The organism is Pseudomonas sp. MWU12-2319 (genome assembly GCF_023242525.1).
GTDB lineage: Bacteria > Pseudomonadota > Gammaproteobacteria > Pseudomonadales > Pseudomonadaceae > Aquipseudomonas > Aquipseudomonas gingeri_D.
This window is the reverse complement of sequence record NZ_JALJES010000001.1, coordinates 413504-426519: the sequence shown is the minus strand read 5'-3', so window position 1 is coordinate 426519 and position 13016 is coordinate 413504. Positions and strand designations below refer to the sequence as shown.

7 protein-coding genes are annotated in these 13016 nt (G+C 64.5%); 2 read left to right on the top strand and 5 right to left on the bottom strand.

Annotated features, from left to right (window positions below; translation table 11 throughout):
* Window positions 1–9 precede the first annotated feature (9 nt).
* From M5C01_RS01705 to M5C01_RS01685, 5 genes are all read right to left on the bottom strand, one after another.
* Window positions 10–1677, bottom strand: coding sequence for a bifunctional protein-serine/threonine kinase/phosphatase (locus tag M5C01_RS01705; protein ID WP_152737099.1), 1668 nt, complete (start codon window positions 1675–1677; stop codon window positions 10–12).
* Between the two features lie 9 nt (window positions 1678–1686).
* A complete protein-coding gene (locus tag M5C01_RS01700) occupies window positions 1687–2898 on the bottom strand; it encodes a nitrate/nitrite transporter (protein ID WP_152737098.1) in 1212 nt (403 codons plus the stop codon).
* Between the two features lie 346 nt (window positions 2899–3244).
* Window positions 3245–3820, bottom strand: a complete 576-nt coding sequence (locus tag M5C01_RS01695) for an ANTAR domain-containing protein (protein ID WP_152737097.1) — start codon at window positions 3818–3820, stop codon at window positions 3245–3247.
* Between the two features lie 15 nt (window positions 3821–3835).
* Window positions 3836–5029, bottom strand: coding sequence for a CmpA/NrtA family ABC transporter substrate-binding protein (locus tag M5C01_RS01690; RefSeq protein WP_152737096.1), 1194 nt, complete (start codon window positions 5027–5029; stop codon window positions 3836–3838).
* 197 nt (window positions 5030–5226) lie between these two features.
* Window positions 5227–9345 carry a sulfite reductase subunit alpha gene (locus tag M5C01_RS01685; RefSeq protein WP_178129740.1) on the bottom strand — a complete coding sequence of 1373 codons (4119 nt, stop codon included), beginning with the start codon at window positions 9343–9345 and terminating at the stop codon, window positions 5227–5229.
* Between the two features lie 727 nt (window positions 9346–10072).
* Between M5C01_RS01685 and nirB the strand changes: the two genes are divergently transcribed.
* A complete protein-coding gene (gene nirB, locus M5C01_RS01680) occupies window positions 10073–12634 on the top strand; it encodes a nitrite reductase large subunit NirB (protein ID WP_152737093.1) in 2562 nt (853 codons plus the stop codon).
* A complete protein-coding gene (gene nirD / locus M5C01_RS01675) occupies window positions 12634–13005 on the top strand; it encodes a nitrite reductase small subunit NirD (protein WP_152737092.1) in 372 nt (123 codons plus the stop codon). Before nirB ends, nirD begins: the two co-directional genes overlap by 1 nt.
* Window positions 13006–13016: the final 11 nt, after the last annotated feature.

Genomic DNA, 13016 nt, shown 5'->3' with positions numbered 1-13016 from the left:
AGGTTCGCTTCAGCCGTGCAGTCGCCAGGCCAGCAGGATCAGATTCAACAGCAGGGAGCCAAGGGCCAGGGTGCGCCAGACCTTGATTGGCTCGCGCTCCAGCAATGGACGGGGGCGCGGTGCCGGCAAGTGTTCGGCCTGTTGCAATGCCAGCAGCCATTCTTCGGCGGTTTCGTAGCGCTGGGCCGGGTCGCTGGCCAGGGCTTTGCCGAGGCTGTGTTCGAGCCAGTCGGGCAGGTCCGGACGATAACGACTGGCCGGCACCGGCGAGCCGAACCGGGGACGTTGGAAGGCTTCGATTTCGCCATAGGGATAGTGCCCGGTCAGCAGGTAATACAGGCTGACGCCGACGCTATACAGATCCTGCGCCGCACTCGGTGGCGCACCGCCGTAGGCTTCCGGGGCGATATAGCTGGGGGTGCCGGGCAACTCGGCATCGCGCTGGCGGTTCAGGCCGGGGCAGTAGGCCAGTCCGAAGTCCAGCACCCGCAGCTCGCCGTCGGTCCCCAGCAACAGGTTTTCCGGCTTGATATCACGGTGCAGGAGATTGCGCCGGTGTAGCAGGCCCACTGCCCGCAGCAGTCGTAACGCCAACTCCAGCCCCTGGTTGAGACCCAGTTGGCCGTGGGCGTCGAAGTGTTCGGCGAGAGTTATCCCCGGGTATTCGCGCATCAGGTAATACAGGTGTTGACGCTGCTCGGCGGGATGCACTTCGGGGAAGTGGCGGCCCGTCATGCGCCGCAGGAACCATTCCTCCAGCAGCAGGCTCTGGACCGCGGCCGTGTCGTCCTGGCGTTGCACTGGCAGGGTCTTCAGCAGCCAGGGTTGCTGCTGTGCATCGTGGACCCGGTACAGCAGCGACTGACGGCTCTGTTTCAACAGACCCTCGACCTGCCAGCCCTCGAACCACTGCCCCGGTTTCAGTGTCGGTGGCAGTGGCCATTGCTCGGCTTGCCCAAGCAGATCGTCGAGATCGGTGTCGGCCAGTTCATCGATGCGCACCAGTACGGCACTGGCATTGTCCTGGCTGCCGGACCGATGCGCGGCCTCGACCAGGGCCAGGGTCGCCTGTTCCAGCGGCAGGTCGCGCTGCAGGATATCGACGATCGACGCGTCGCTGAGGGTGGCCCAGACCCCGTCACTGAGGATCAGGAACTGTTCGTCCTGGCGCAGCTCGCCTTCCAGGTAGTCGACCACCAGATGCTGTTCCAGGCCCAGCGCCCGTTTCAGCACATGCTGCATGCCGGCCTGGTCCCAGACGTGATCCTCGCTGATGCGTTGCAACTGTCCGGCAAACCAGCGATAGACCCGGCAATCACCGATATGCGCGAGGGTGAATGAACGCCCGCGCAGCACCAGCGCACTGAGGGTGGTCAACAGCGGTGACTGCCCGCCATGGGCATGCAGCCAGCGATTCTGCGCCAGCAGCAGCCGGTCCAGGGCTTGCGACACGCCCCAGGTCGGCGGCGTGGCGTAATAATCCAGCGCCAGGGCCTGCAAGGTCGAGCGCGCGGCCAGGCCGCCGTCGGCGCACTGGCTGACACCGTCGGCCAGGGCGAACAGATAACCCTTGCTGGCGGCCAGGGCGGCTACCGGGATCACCAGGCGCGTCGCATCCTGGTTCTGCTCCCGGGGGCCGCTGGCGCTGGCCTCGGCGTAGCTGAGTTGCAGACCCATGGTCCTGGCTCAGACCCGGGCGGCGGAAAAGGCCGCCGAACCCCAGGTGGTTCTCCAGCGGCGCTTGACCCCGTACAGGCCGAACCAGGCGATCAGCCCCAGGCTGGCGAACAACCACAGGGCGAGCTGGTAGTCACCGGTACTCTGCTTGATCGCTCCCAGCCCTGCCGTAAGTAGAAAACCGCCGATACCGCCGGCCATGCCGACCAGGCCGGTCATCACGCCGATTTCCCTGGTAAAGCGCTGCGGCACCAGTTGGAACACTGCACCGTTGCCCGCGCCGAGGCCGAGCATGGCAATGACGAACAGCGCCAGGGCCGCCACCGAGCTGGACAGGTGGAAGCCCACCACGCCGATGCACAGGGTGGCGATGGCGTAGGTGCCGAGCAGGGCCCGAATCCCGCCGAAACGATCCGCCAGGGCGCCGCCCAACGGACGCATCAGGCTGCCGGCGAACACGCAGGCGGCGGTGTAATAACCGGCGGTTTGCGGGTTGAGGCCGTACTGGTCATGGAAGTAACCGGGCAGGGCGCTGGCCAGGCCGATAAAACCGCCGAAGGTGACGCTGTAGAAAAACATGAACCACCAGCTGTCACGGTCGCCGAGGGCGTTCAGGTAGTCGGCCATGGATTTGGCCTTGGCGCGGTTGGGCGCGTTGCGCGCCATCAGGCTGAACAGTACCAGGGTCAACACCAGGGGAATCAGGGCCAGGCCGAACACGTTGACCCAACCAAAGGCGGCGGCCAGCAGCGGTGCCGCCAGGGCGGCGATCACGGTGCCCGAGTTGCCGGCGCCGGCGATGCCCATGGCCTTGCCCTGGTGCTGCGGCGGATACCACTGCGACGCCAGGGGCAGGGCGACGGCGAAGGAGGCCCCGGCCATGCCCAGGCACACACCCAGCAGCAGGGTTTGTTCATAGCTGTGCACGCCCAGTTGCCAGGCTGCCAGCAGGGCCACGATGACAATCACCTGGCCGATGATGCCGGCGGTTTTCGGTGACAGCTGGTCGGCGAGCATGCCCATGATAAAGCGCAGGATGGCACCGGCCAGGATCGGCGTGGCTACCATGAAGCCACGCTGTTGGGTGGTCAATTGCAGGTCGGTGGCGATCTGCACCGCCAGTGGCCCCAGCAGGTACCAGACCATGAAGCTCAGGTCGAAATACAGAAACGCCGCGAACAGGGTCGGTGTATGGCCGGCTTTCCAGAAACTGTTGTGCATCTAACACCTCATCTGCCAAAGGGTTCAACGAAGGCTCGGAACCTGCGCACGGGTGATGTTCACCGGCCGCCTGCCCCCGTTTACCGACGCTAAAAACGCAAAAACGCCGCATCCCGGTTCGTTTGCACGAAGGGGATTGCGACGTCTTTGTCGGAGTGGGGCAGCCGCCGTTGGCTACCGGGTATTGCCTCAGCACTATATGTGCCAGCTTTCAGTTTGAGTTCATTCAGCGCTCAAGCGCGGCCTTTGCAGGGCGTTGCCCGTGGCGTGCGGGCGAGTCGAGGGGAAAAGGCCCGTGCCCCACAACGCAGCCCGTTGGCGCGGCTGTGCTGCGTTGCGGTGCATGTCACTCGAGCAGTTCGCTCATGGCGATCACCTGCTCGGCGACCTGGATCAGCTTCTGCTGTTTGCTCATGGCCTGGCGGCGCATCAGGGTATGGGCGGCGGCCTCGTCGCAGCCCTTCATCTTCATCAGCAGCCCCTTGGCCATCTCGATGCGCTTGCGTTCGGCGATCTGCTGGTCGCGGGCCTGCAACTGCGCGCGCAGATGCTGGTCGCTTTCGAAGCGGGCCATGGCCACGTCCATGATCGGCTGCAGGCGCTGGGACTGGATGCCTTCGACGATATAGGCGCTGACCCCGGCCTTGATCGCCTGGCGCATCACGGCGGGGTCGTGTTCGTCGGTAAACATGACGATCGGTCGCGGTTGATCGCGGCTCAGCAGCACCACCTGTTCGAGCACGTCACGGCTGGGGGAGTCGGTGTCGATCAGCAGCACATCCGGGCGCACCGCCTCGACCCGCGCGGGCAGGTCGATGGTCAGGCCGGATTCGTCGACCACCTCGAAACCGGCTTCGCTCAAGGCCGTGCGCAGGCGCCCGAGCTTTTTCGAGGTGTCGTTGATCAGCAGGATTTTCAGCATGACGGCCAGCTCCTGTCAGTGATCATTGAGGGCATGCAGGGCAAAACCACGGGCGTAGGCCTCTGGGTCGGAACCGTCCCAGACCTGGCCGTCGAGCAGTCGGCTGCTGCGCATCGGGGTGCCGGGCATGGGAATGTCCAGGGCGTTCGCGGCGCGGCGGTAGAGGTCGAGTTGCTGGACCTGGCTGGCCACGCCCAGGTAATCCGGCGCCTCGCGCAGCAGGCCCCAGCGGCGGAACTGGGTCATGAACCACATGCCGTCGGAGAGGTACGGGTAGTTGGCCGCGCCACGGTCATGGAAGGTCAGGGCATGGGGATCTTGCCAGTGCCGGCCGAGGCCGTCGTCGTAGCGACCGAGCAGACGTGGCTCGATGCTCGCCAGGGGCGCGTCGAGGTAGTCGCTGCCGCTGAGCAATTGCGCGGTGCTGCGCAGGTTTTCCTGGCTCTCTTCGATAAAACGGCTGGCTTCCAGGATCGCCATCACCAGGGCTTGCGCGGTGTTGGGGTATTCCTCGACGAAGGCGCGGGTACAGGCCAGGACCTTTTCCGGATGGTCCGGCCAGATCGCCTGGCTGGTGGTCAGGGTAAAGCCCTGGCCCTGCTCGATGGCATGGGCGGCCCAGGGTTCGCCGACACAGAAGCCGTCGATGCGTCCGGCTTGCAGGTGTTCGAGCATTTGCGGTGGCGGTACCACCACACTGTTGACGTCTTCCAGCGGGTGGATGCCCTGGCTGGCCAGCCAGTAATACAACCACATGGCGTGGGTGCCGGTGGGGTAGGTCTGGGCGAAGGTCAGTTTGGCCTGGCCGTTGCGGGCACGCTGTTGCAGGGCCTGGGCGCTGGTGACGCCGGCGTTCTTGAGCGGTTGCGAGAGGTTGATGCTCTGGCCGTTCTGGTTCAGGCCCATCAGCACCGCCATGTCGGTGGCCGGTGTGCCGCTGATGCCCAGTTGGATGGCGTAGATCATGCCGTACAGGCCATGGGCGGCATCCAGTTCGCCGCTGACCAGCTTGTTGCTCAGGCCGGCCCAGGAGTTCTGGCGCTGCAGATTCAGCGTCAGGCCATAGGGTTGGGCGAAGCCCTGGGTGGCCGCGACCACCAGGGAGGCGCTGTCGCTCAAGGGCATATAGCCGAGGTTGAGCACGTTCTTTTCCGGGGCATCGCTGCCCGCTACCCAGGCCAATGGTGACCTTGCCAAATCGTTGTGCATGCGGTGATTCCTGAAGCTGTGGGGCTGACGCCTGTCACAAGGCGGAGCAATAGTTATGCCGATAGCCGTCGGTCAAGGCCGAACACGCTCCCCTGTAGGAGCATGGCTTGCCAGCGAAAGGGCCCGCGAGACCGCCAGAAGCTTCGCGGGCAAGCCCGGCTCCTACAGTTTTGCGGTGTATTGAATATTCCGCTCACTCAATAGACATCACGCAGATAGCGTCGATCCTTGCTCATGGCACTGACATACAGTCCCGCCGCACCAGCGCTCATCCGGCCGTGGACCTGGACGATTTTCTTCAGCGCGGCATCGACATCCTTGGCCATGCGGCTGGCATCGCCACAGACATAGACGCTGGCCCCTTGCTCCAGCCAGCTCCAGAGCTGCGCGCCGGCTTCGAGCATGCGCTGCTGCACGTAGATCTTTTCAGTCTGGTCACGGGAGAAGGCGGTGTCCAGGCGGCTCAGGTGACCGCTGCGCAGCCAGGCCTCCAGTTCCTCGCGGTAGTAGAAGTCGCTGGCGGCGCGTTGTTCGCCGAAAAACAGCCAGTTCCTGCCCTCGGCGCCCTGGGCCTGGCGTTCCTGCAGGAAGGCGCGAAACGGCGCGATGCCGGTGCCGGGGCCGATCATGATCATCGGCGTGCGCGGATCTTGCGGGACCCGGAAGTGCGTGGTGCGCTGGATAAACAAGCGCACGCCGGTGCTGGTGGCGCGGTCGGCGAGAAAGCTCGAACAGACCCCGCCACGGATCTGTTCGCGATGCCGGTAGCGCACGGTGGAAACCGTCAGGTGCACTTGCGCCGGGGTGACTTTCGCACTGGAGGAGATCGAATACAGCCGTGGCTGCAAGGGCTTGAGCAGGCTGAGCAACTGGCTGGCGCCGAGGCTGATGGGGAATTCGTGCAGCAGGTCCAGTAGTTGCCGGCCCCAGAGCCAATCCTTGAGCCGGGCCTGGTTGGCTTCCTCCTGCAATTCGTCCAGCCAGGGACTGGGGCAGAGCCCGCAGACCCGGCGCAAAATCTCCGGGGTGATCCGGGTGATATCCAGGTGATCGAGCAGGGCTTCGCGCAACGCCATTGGCGCCTTGTCCTTGAGCGTGACCCCGCTGTTGCCGTCCAGTTGCAGGATATCCAGCAGCTTGTCGACCGACTCCGGACAATTGCTCGGCCAGACGCCGAGGGCATCGCCGGCCTGGTAGGGAAAGTCCTGGTCGCCGAGGTCGAACACCAGATGGCGGGTTTCCTTTTCCGCGCCGGGGGCATTGAGCACCTGGTTGTGCAGGAGGCGGGCGTGCAAGGGGTGATGGCGGCTGTAGGGGCTGGCGATGTCGGTCAGGGCGGGTTGTGTGACAGCGTTGGCGACTATGGTCGGGGGCGCGGACGGGCCGCTGAGCGCCGTGCACAGGGTTGTGAGCCAGGGTTCGACGGCTTGCTGGGCATCCTGCTCGCACTCCAGGCGCGGCAGCAGGCGTTCGGCGCCGAGTTCGCTCAGGCGCTCGTCGAGCTTGCGGCCGAAGCCGCAAAACTGGTCGTAGTTGGTGTCGCCCAGGGCCAGCACGCTGTAGCGGCTTTGCGCCAGGGCTTGGCCCTCGGCACCTTGCAGGGCCTGCCAGAAACCTGCGGCATTGTCCGGCGGGTCGCCGTCGCCAAAGGTGCTGGTGACCAGCAATACGCTGCTGGCGGCGCGCAGGTCGTCAAGGCCGGCCTCGTCCATGGCCCGCAGGCGGGTCCGTTGGCCGGCGCTGTCCAGGCGCTTGGCGCAGGCCTGGGCCAGTTCTTCGCTGTTGCCGGTTTGTGAGGCCCAGAGCACCAGCCATTCAGCGGTGGGGGCCTGGAGGTCGGCGGCGGCCCGTGGTTCCAGCGCGGTGCTCGCCGTACGGGAAAACAGCCCGGCAAGCAGGCCATTGAGCAGCAGGCGTTTGTCGGCGCCAAAAGGCGCGCTGGCGGGCAGGGTGGGCACGCCCGGCGCCTTGGCCTCGGCACTGCGCAGGCCCAGCAGGTAACCCTGCATATACAAGCGTTCGTCGGCGGCCAGGCTCAGCTCTGCCGGAACATCGAGGTTGAGCAGGCGGGCGAAAGCGTTGATCTGCATGGGGGGAAAATTCTCCGGGGCGGCAGCCAAGGCGTCGGTCAGCGCGAGTTCGGGGACAAGGCGGGTGGGTTCTGGAACCAGGGCCAGCAGGTTGACCGCACAGAACTTGAAGGCCGGCTGCAACGACACTGGGTCGATGGCATCGCTGGTCACGGCATTGATCGCCAGGTTGTCGCCGAACACATCGTTCCAGTGAAAGGGTGCAAAACAGTTGCCCGGCCGAACCCGCTCGGCGATCACTGCCGGGAGTACCGCACGGCCCCGCCGTGAACGGATTTGCACCGGGTCGCGTTCCTTGATGCCCAGGCGCGCGGCATCCTCGGGATGAATTTCCACGAAGGGGCCGGGGTTGAGTTTGTTCAGGGTCGCCACCTTGCCGGTCTTGGTCAGGGTGTGCCATTGGTGCTGCACCCGCCCGGTATTGAGCACCAGGGGGAATTCCTCATCGGGCATTTCCGCTGGCATCAGGTGCGGCCGGGCAAAGAACTGCGCCTTGCCGCTTTCGGTCGGGAAGGCGATTGCCGGTTGCTGGCCGTCCTGGTCGTATTTCAGCGCCTGGCTGAGGCCGTTGTTGAGGTAGCGGATCGGATTGCGCGTGGGCCCCCGGGCCTCGGCACACGGCCATTGCAGCGGTTGCTCGCGCAGGCGGGCATAACTGGCGCCGCGCAGGTCATAGCCGGTCTTGGGGTTCCAGGCCTGTTTGATTTCCTCGAACACCGCCTCGGCGCTGTCATAGGTAAAGGCCTCGGCATAACCCATTTCACAGGCCACGCGGGCGATGATCTGCCAGTCGGGGAGGGTTTCACCGGGTGGCAGCACGGCCTGTTGCATCAGGGTCAGATTGCGTTCGGAGTTGATCATCACGCCTTGCGCTTCGGCCCACAGGGCGCCGGGCAGGAGGATATCGGCGTAGCGGTTGGTTTCGGTATCCAGGTAGGCGTCCTGGCTGATCACCAGTTCGGCGGCTTGCAGTGCCTCGATAACGTTCTGCCGGTTGGGCATGCTCGCCACCGGGTTGGTGCAGATAATCCAGCAGGCCTTGATGCTGCCGGCGCGCAAGGCCTCGAACATGGCCACCGTGCCTTCGCCGGCTTCGGCCCGCAGGCTGCCGGGAGCCAGTTGCCAAAGCTGCTCGATAAAGGCACGGTCATCAGCCACCAGCGCCGAGCGCTGACCCGGAAGGCCGGGGCCCATATAGCCCATCTCGCGACCGCCCATGGCGTTGGGTTGCCCGGTCAGGGAAAACGGCCCGCTGCCAGGGCGGCAGAGGGTGCCGGTGGCCAGGTGCAGGTTGCATAGCGCGTTGGTGTGCCAGGTGCCTTGCACGCTCTGGTTGAGGCCCATGGTCCAGCAGCTCATCCAGTTGGCCGCCTGGCCGATCCACTGTGCGGCCTGGTGCAGGTCGGCCTCGGCCAGGCCGGTCAACTCGGCCACCCGGGCCGGTGGGTAGTCTTCGAGGAAGTCGGGCATGACTTCCCAGCCTTCGGTGAAGGCGGTGATAAAGTCGCGGTCGTCGTGGCCGTTTTTCACCAGCAGGTGCAGCAGGCCGTTGAGCAGGGCGAGGTCGGTGCCCGGTTTGATCTGCAGGAACAGGTCGGCCTTGTCGGCGGTGCCGGTGCGCCGCGGATCGACGACGATCAGCCTGGCCCCGGCCTTGACCCGGTCGAGCAGGCGCAGAAACAGGATCGGGTGACAGTCGGCCATATTCGCGCCGATCACCAGGAACAGCTCGCTGTGCTCGAAATCCTCATAGGAGCCCGGCGGGCCGTCGGCCCCCAGGGACAGTTTGTAGCCACTGCCGGCACTGGCCATGCACAGGCGCGAGTTGGATTCGATATGGCGGCTGCGGATAAAGCCCTTGGTCAGTTTATTGGCCAGGTACTGGGCTTCCAGGGACATCTGCCCGGACACATAGAGCGCCACGGCGTCCGGGCCATGGCTGTCGATAATGTCCCGCAGGCGTTGGGCGGTGGCGCTGATGGCCTGGTCGATACCGACGCGCGCCGGGTCGCGGCTGCGTTGCGAACGCAGGAAAGCGTGCTCCATGCGTCCGGAATTGGCCACCGCCTGGCCGCAGGTGCTGCCCTTGGTGCACAGGCGACCGAAGTTGCTCGGGTGTTGTTTGTCGCCCGAGACCTTGACGATCAGATTGTCCTCGACCTGCATGACGATGCCGCAACCCACGCCGCAGTAAGGACAGACGCTGCGCACGGTGTTGCTGGCCAGGTGGGTATCGGTCATGGTGCGTCCTCGGGGTTGGAAACCGGGTCCGGCAGAAACGAAAAAAGCACCTGCTGCTCCACGTTTTTCAACGGGAGCGACACGGCGCCTTTGTCGTGAATGTTGCCTGAAGAGTGAAATACACAGCCATCGACGTTGATGGCCTGGTCAGGCTGTAGCAATGCGCGCGCCAACTGCTTCGGTGGTGGTCGACAGGGTGCGTTGGATAAGGCTGACATGGGGTGAGGCCAGGGAGCTGGTGCAACTCCGGGAGATGAAAATCAGCGTCCTGATGGGGCGAGTCGAGTCTTGTTGCACTGTTTTGGCGCTTTGTTGCCTGGTTGGGCTTGAACTTTTCCCAACGTCAGTCAGCTAAGGAAATGGGCTATTGAAAACACCGCGCAACTGTAGGAGCAGGGCTTGCCCGCGAAGCTCCTAGCGGTCTCGCGGGCCCCTTCGCGGGCAAGCCCTGCTCCTGCAAGGATCGTGTCAGGCCTTGGTTTTTGGGCCTTGGCACAAGCGATGCATAGCCCCTTGCACCTCACCGCGATGGCGCGAGTGGGATGCCCCGTCGATCAACGGCGATCGTTTGGCCACAACCGGCCCGGGTGAATATGACTGCGTCGGGCCCATGGGCCGGCAGCACGAACAGGCAAAGGCGCCTGGAACCTTTTGGTTCCAGGCGTTTTTTTTTGCCTTCGAAAAACCGGATTGGCTTTGACGGATGCTTCCTATGAACAGCTATTCAGCGACCTCGAACAACCGGCCAACACTGTTGGTGATCGGTAACGGCATGGTGGGTCATCACTGCGTCGAGCAACTGGTCGAGCGCGGTGCCCTGGCGCAGTATCGGATTCATGTATTCAGCGAAGAACCGCAGCGCGCCTATGATCGCGTGCATTTGTCCGAATACTTCAGCGGTCGCGATGCTCAAGCCCTGGCTCTCGGCGATATCGCGCTGTACCAGACCCCGGGTGTCACCTTGCACCTGGGCCGCGCGGTGCTGGAGATTGATCGCGAACGTCGCGAGGTGATCACCGCCGACGGCCGTGTGGCCTATGACAAGCTGGTGCTGGCGACCGGTTCCTTTCCCTTCGTTCCGCCGATTGAAGGCGCCGAGGGCGACTCGCGGCTGGTCTACCGGACCCTGGGTGATCTCGACCGCATCCGCGACGCGTCTAAAAATGCCCGGCGTGGCGTGGTGGTCGGTGGTGGCCTGTTGGGCCTGGAAGCGGCCAATGCCCTGAAGTCCCTGGGTCTCGAAGCCCATGTGGTGGAGTTCGCGCCACGGCTGATGCCGGTCCAGCTGGATGAGCAGGGCGGTCAGGCGCTCAAGGACCGGATCGAGGCGCTGGGGGTCAGTGTGCACCTGTCCCGTGGTACCCAGTCGATCAGCACCGGCAGTGAATACCGCTACCGGATGAACTTCGCCGGCGAGGATTTCCTCGAGGCCGATCTGATTGTGTTTTCCGCCGGTATCCGTCCGCAGGACGCCCTGGCCAAACAGTCTGGTCTGGAACTCGGTCCACGTGGTGGGGTGGCCATCGACAGCCAGTGCGTCAGCAGCGATCCGGACATCTACGCCATCGGTGAATGCGCGGCCTGGAACGGCGGCATCTTCGGTCTGGTCGCTCCGGGCTACCAGATGGCCCGCGCGGTCGCCACGCAACTCTGCGGTGAAGACAGCGAGCCGTTTATGGGCGCGGATATGTCGACCAAGCTCAAGTTGCTCGGCGTCGATGTCGGCTCCATTGGCGATGCCCATGGCGCCACGCCAGGTTCACGCAGCTACCGCTTTATCGATGAAGCCAGTGCCAGCTACCGGCGCCTGGTGGTGTCCGCCGATGGCAAACGCGCCTTGGGTGCGGTGCTGGTCGGTGACAACAGCTATTACGACACCCTGCTGCAGTACGTCAGCAACGGTATCGACCTGCCCGCCGACCCGGCCGGGCTGATCCTGCCGCTGGGCGAGGCGGCACCGGCCCTGGGCGTGGATGCCTTGCCCGCGACCGCCACCGTGTGTTCCTGCCATAACGTCAGTAAAGGGGCGATCTGTTCGGCCATCGACGGCGGTTGCAGCGAGCTCTCCGAACTCAAGGCCTGCACCCGCGCCGCCACCGGTTGCGGCGGTTGTGCCGCGCTGCTCAAGCAAGTCTTCGAGCACGAGTTGAGCGCCCGTGGCGTCACGGTGGACAAGAGCCTGTGCGAGCATTTCGCCCATACCCGCCAGGAGCTGTACGCGATTGTCCGGGTCGAGCGCATCGAGTCCTTCGACGCGTTGCTGGCCCGTCACGGCAAAGGCCATGTCGGCTGCGATATCTGCAAGCCGGCGGTGGGTTCGATCCTTGCCTCGTGCTGGAACCAGCCGATCATGGACCCGGCGTTGGTGCCGTTGCAGGACACCAATGACACCTTCATGGCCAACATGCAGAAGAACGGTACCTATTCGATCATCCCGCGTATCGCCGGCGGCGAGATCACCCCGGACAAACTGATCGCCCTCGGCGCGGTGGCGAAGAAATACGACCTGTACACCAAGATCACCGGCGGCCAGCGGATCGACCTGTTCGGCGCCCAGTTGCACGAATTGCCGCAGATCTGGGGCGAGCTGGTGGATGCCGGATTCGAGACCGGTCACGGCTACGGCAAATCATTGCGCACGGTGAAGTCCTGTGTCGGCAGCACCTGGTGCCGCTATGGCGTGCAGGACAGCGTCGCCATGGCCCTGCTGCTGGAGAACCGCTACAAGGGCGTACGGGCGCCGCACAAATTCAAGCTGGCGGTTTCCGGCTGCACCCGCGAATGCGCCGAGGCCCAGAGCAAGGACATCGGCGTGATCGCCACCGACAAGGGCTGGAACCTGTATGTCGCCGGCAATGGCGGCATGCGCCCGCGACATGCCGAGCTGTTCGCCACCGACCTCGATGACGCGACCTTGATCCGCTACATCGACCGTTTCCTGATGTTCTACATTCGCACCGCCGACCGCCTGCAACGCACCTCGGTGTGGCGTGAAAGCCTGGAAGGCGGCCTCGACTATCTCAAGGCGGTGATCATCGATGACAGCCTGGGCCTGGCCGACGAGTTGGAGGCGCAGATGAATCTGCTGATCGATCGTTACCAGTGTGAATGGGCCAACGCCCTGCGGGACCCGGAGAAACTCAAGCGCTTCCGCACCTTCGTCAATGACACCGGCGGCGATCCCGCCATCCGTTTCGTCGAGGAGCGCGGCCAGCGTCGTCCGGCCCGTGCCGATGAACTGCAGCTGATCCCTGTCGCCGAGGAGTTGAACTGATGAACACCACGACCCTGGAACGTCCGCAGAATGCTGTGGAATGGAAAACCCTGTGTAATCGCGCCGATTTGGTGGCTGATTCCGGAGTGGTCGCCTGGCTTGACGGCGCCCAGGTGGCACTGTTCCATCTGCCGGCTATCGGCGGTGGCGAGCAGGTCTTTGCCATCGATAACCGTGATCCGAAATCGGGGGCCAATGTGATTGGCCGTGGCATCGTCGGTACGCTGAAGGGCGAACTGGTGATTGCCTCGCCTTTGTACAAACAGCACTTTCGTTTGGCGGATGGCGTGTGTGTCGAGTACCCCGAGCAGCGCTTGCGGGTCTGGCCGGTGCGCTTGAATGGCGATCGGGTGGAGGTGGGGGTGAACTGAGGCACAGCGCT

What these genes read in the sequence shown, in the direction of transcription:
- M5C01_RS01705 (WP_152737099.1), bottom strand. Translation starts at nt 1,677, where the DNA reads ATGGGTCTGCAACTCAGCTACGCCGAGGCCAGCGCCAGCGGCCCCCGG.
- M5C01_RS01700 (WP_152737098.1), bottom strand. Translation starts at nt 2,898, where the DNA reads ATGCACAACAGTTTCTGGAAAGCCGGCCATACACCGACCCTGTTCGCG.
- M5C01_RS01695 (WP_152737097.1), bottom strand. Translation starts at nt 3,820, where the DNA reads ATGCTGAAAATCCTGCTGATCAACGACACCTCGAAAAAGCTCGGGCGC.
- M5C01_RS01690 (WP_152737096.1), bottom strand. Translation starts at nt 5,029, where the DNA reads ATGCACAACGATTTGGCAAGGTCACCATTGGCCTGGGTAGCGGGCAGC.
- nirB (WP_152737093.1), top strand. Translation starts at nt 10,073, where the DNA reads ATGAACAGCTATTCAGCGACCTCGAACAACCGGCCAACACTGTTGGTG.
- nirD (WP_152737092.1), top strand. Translation starts at nt 12,634, where the DNA reads ATGAACACCACGACCCTGGAACGTCCGCAGAATGCTGTGGAATGGAAA.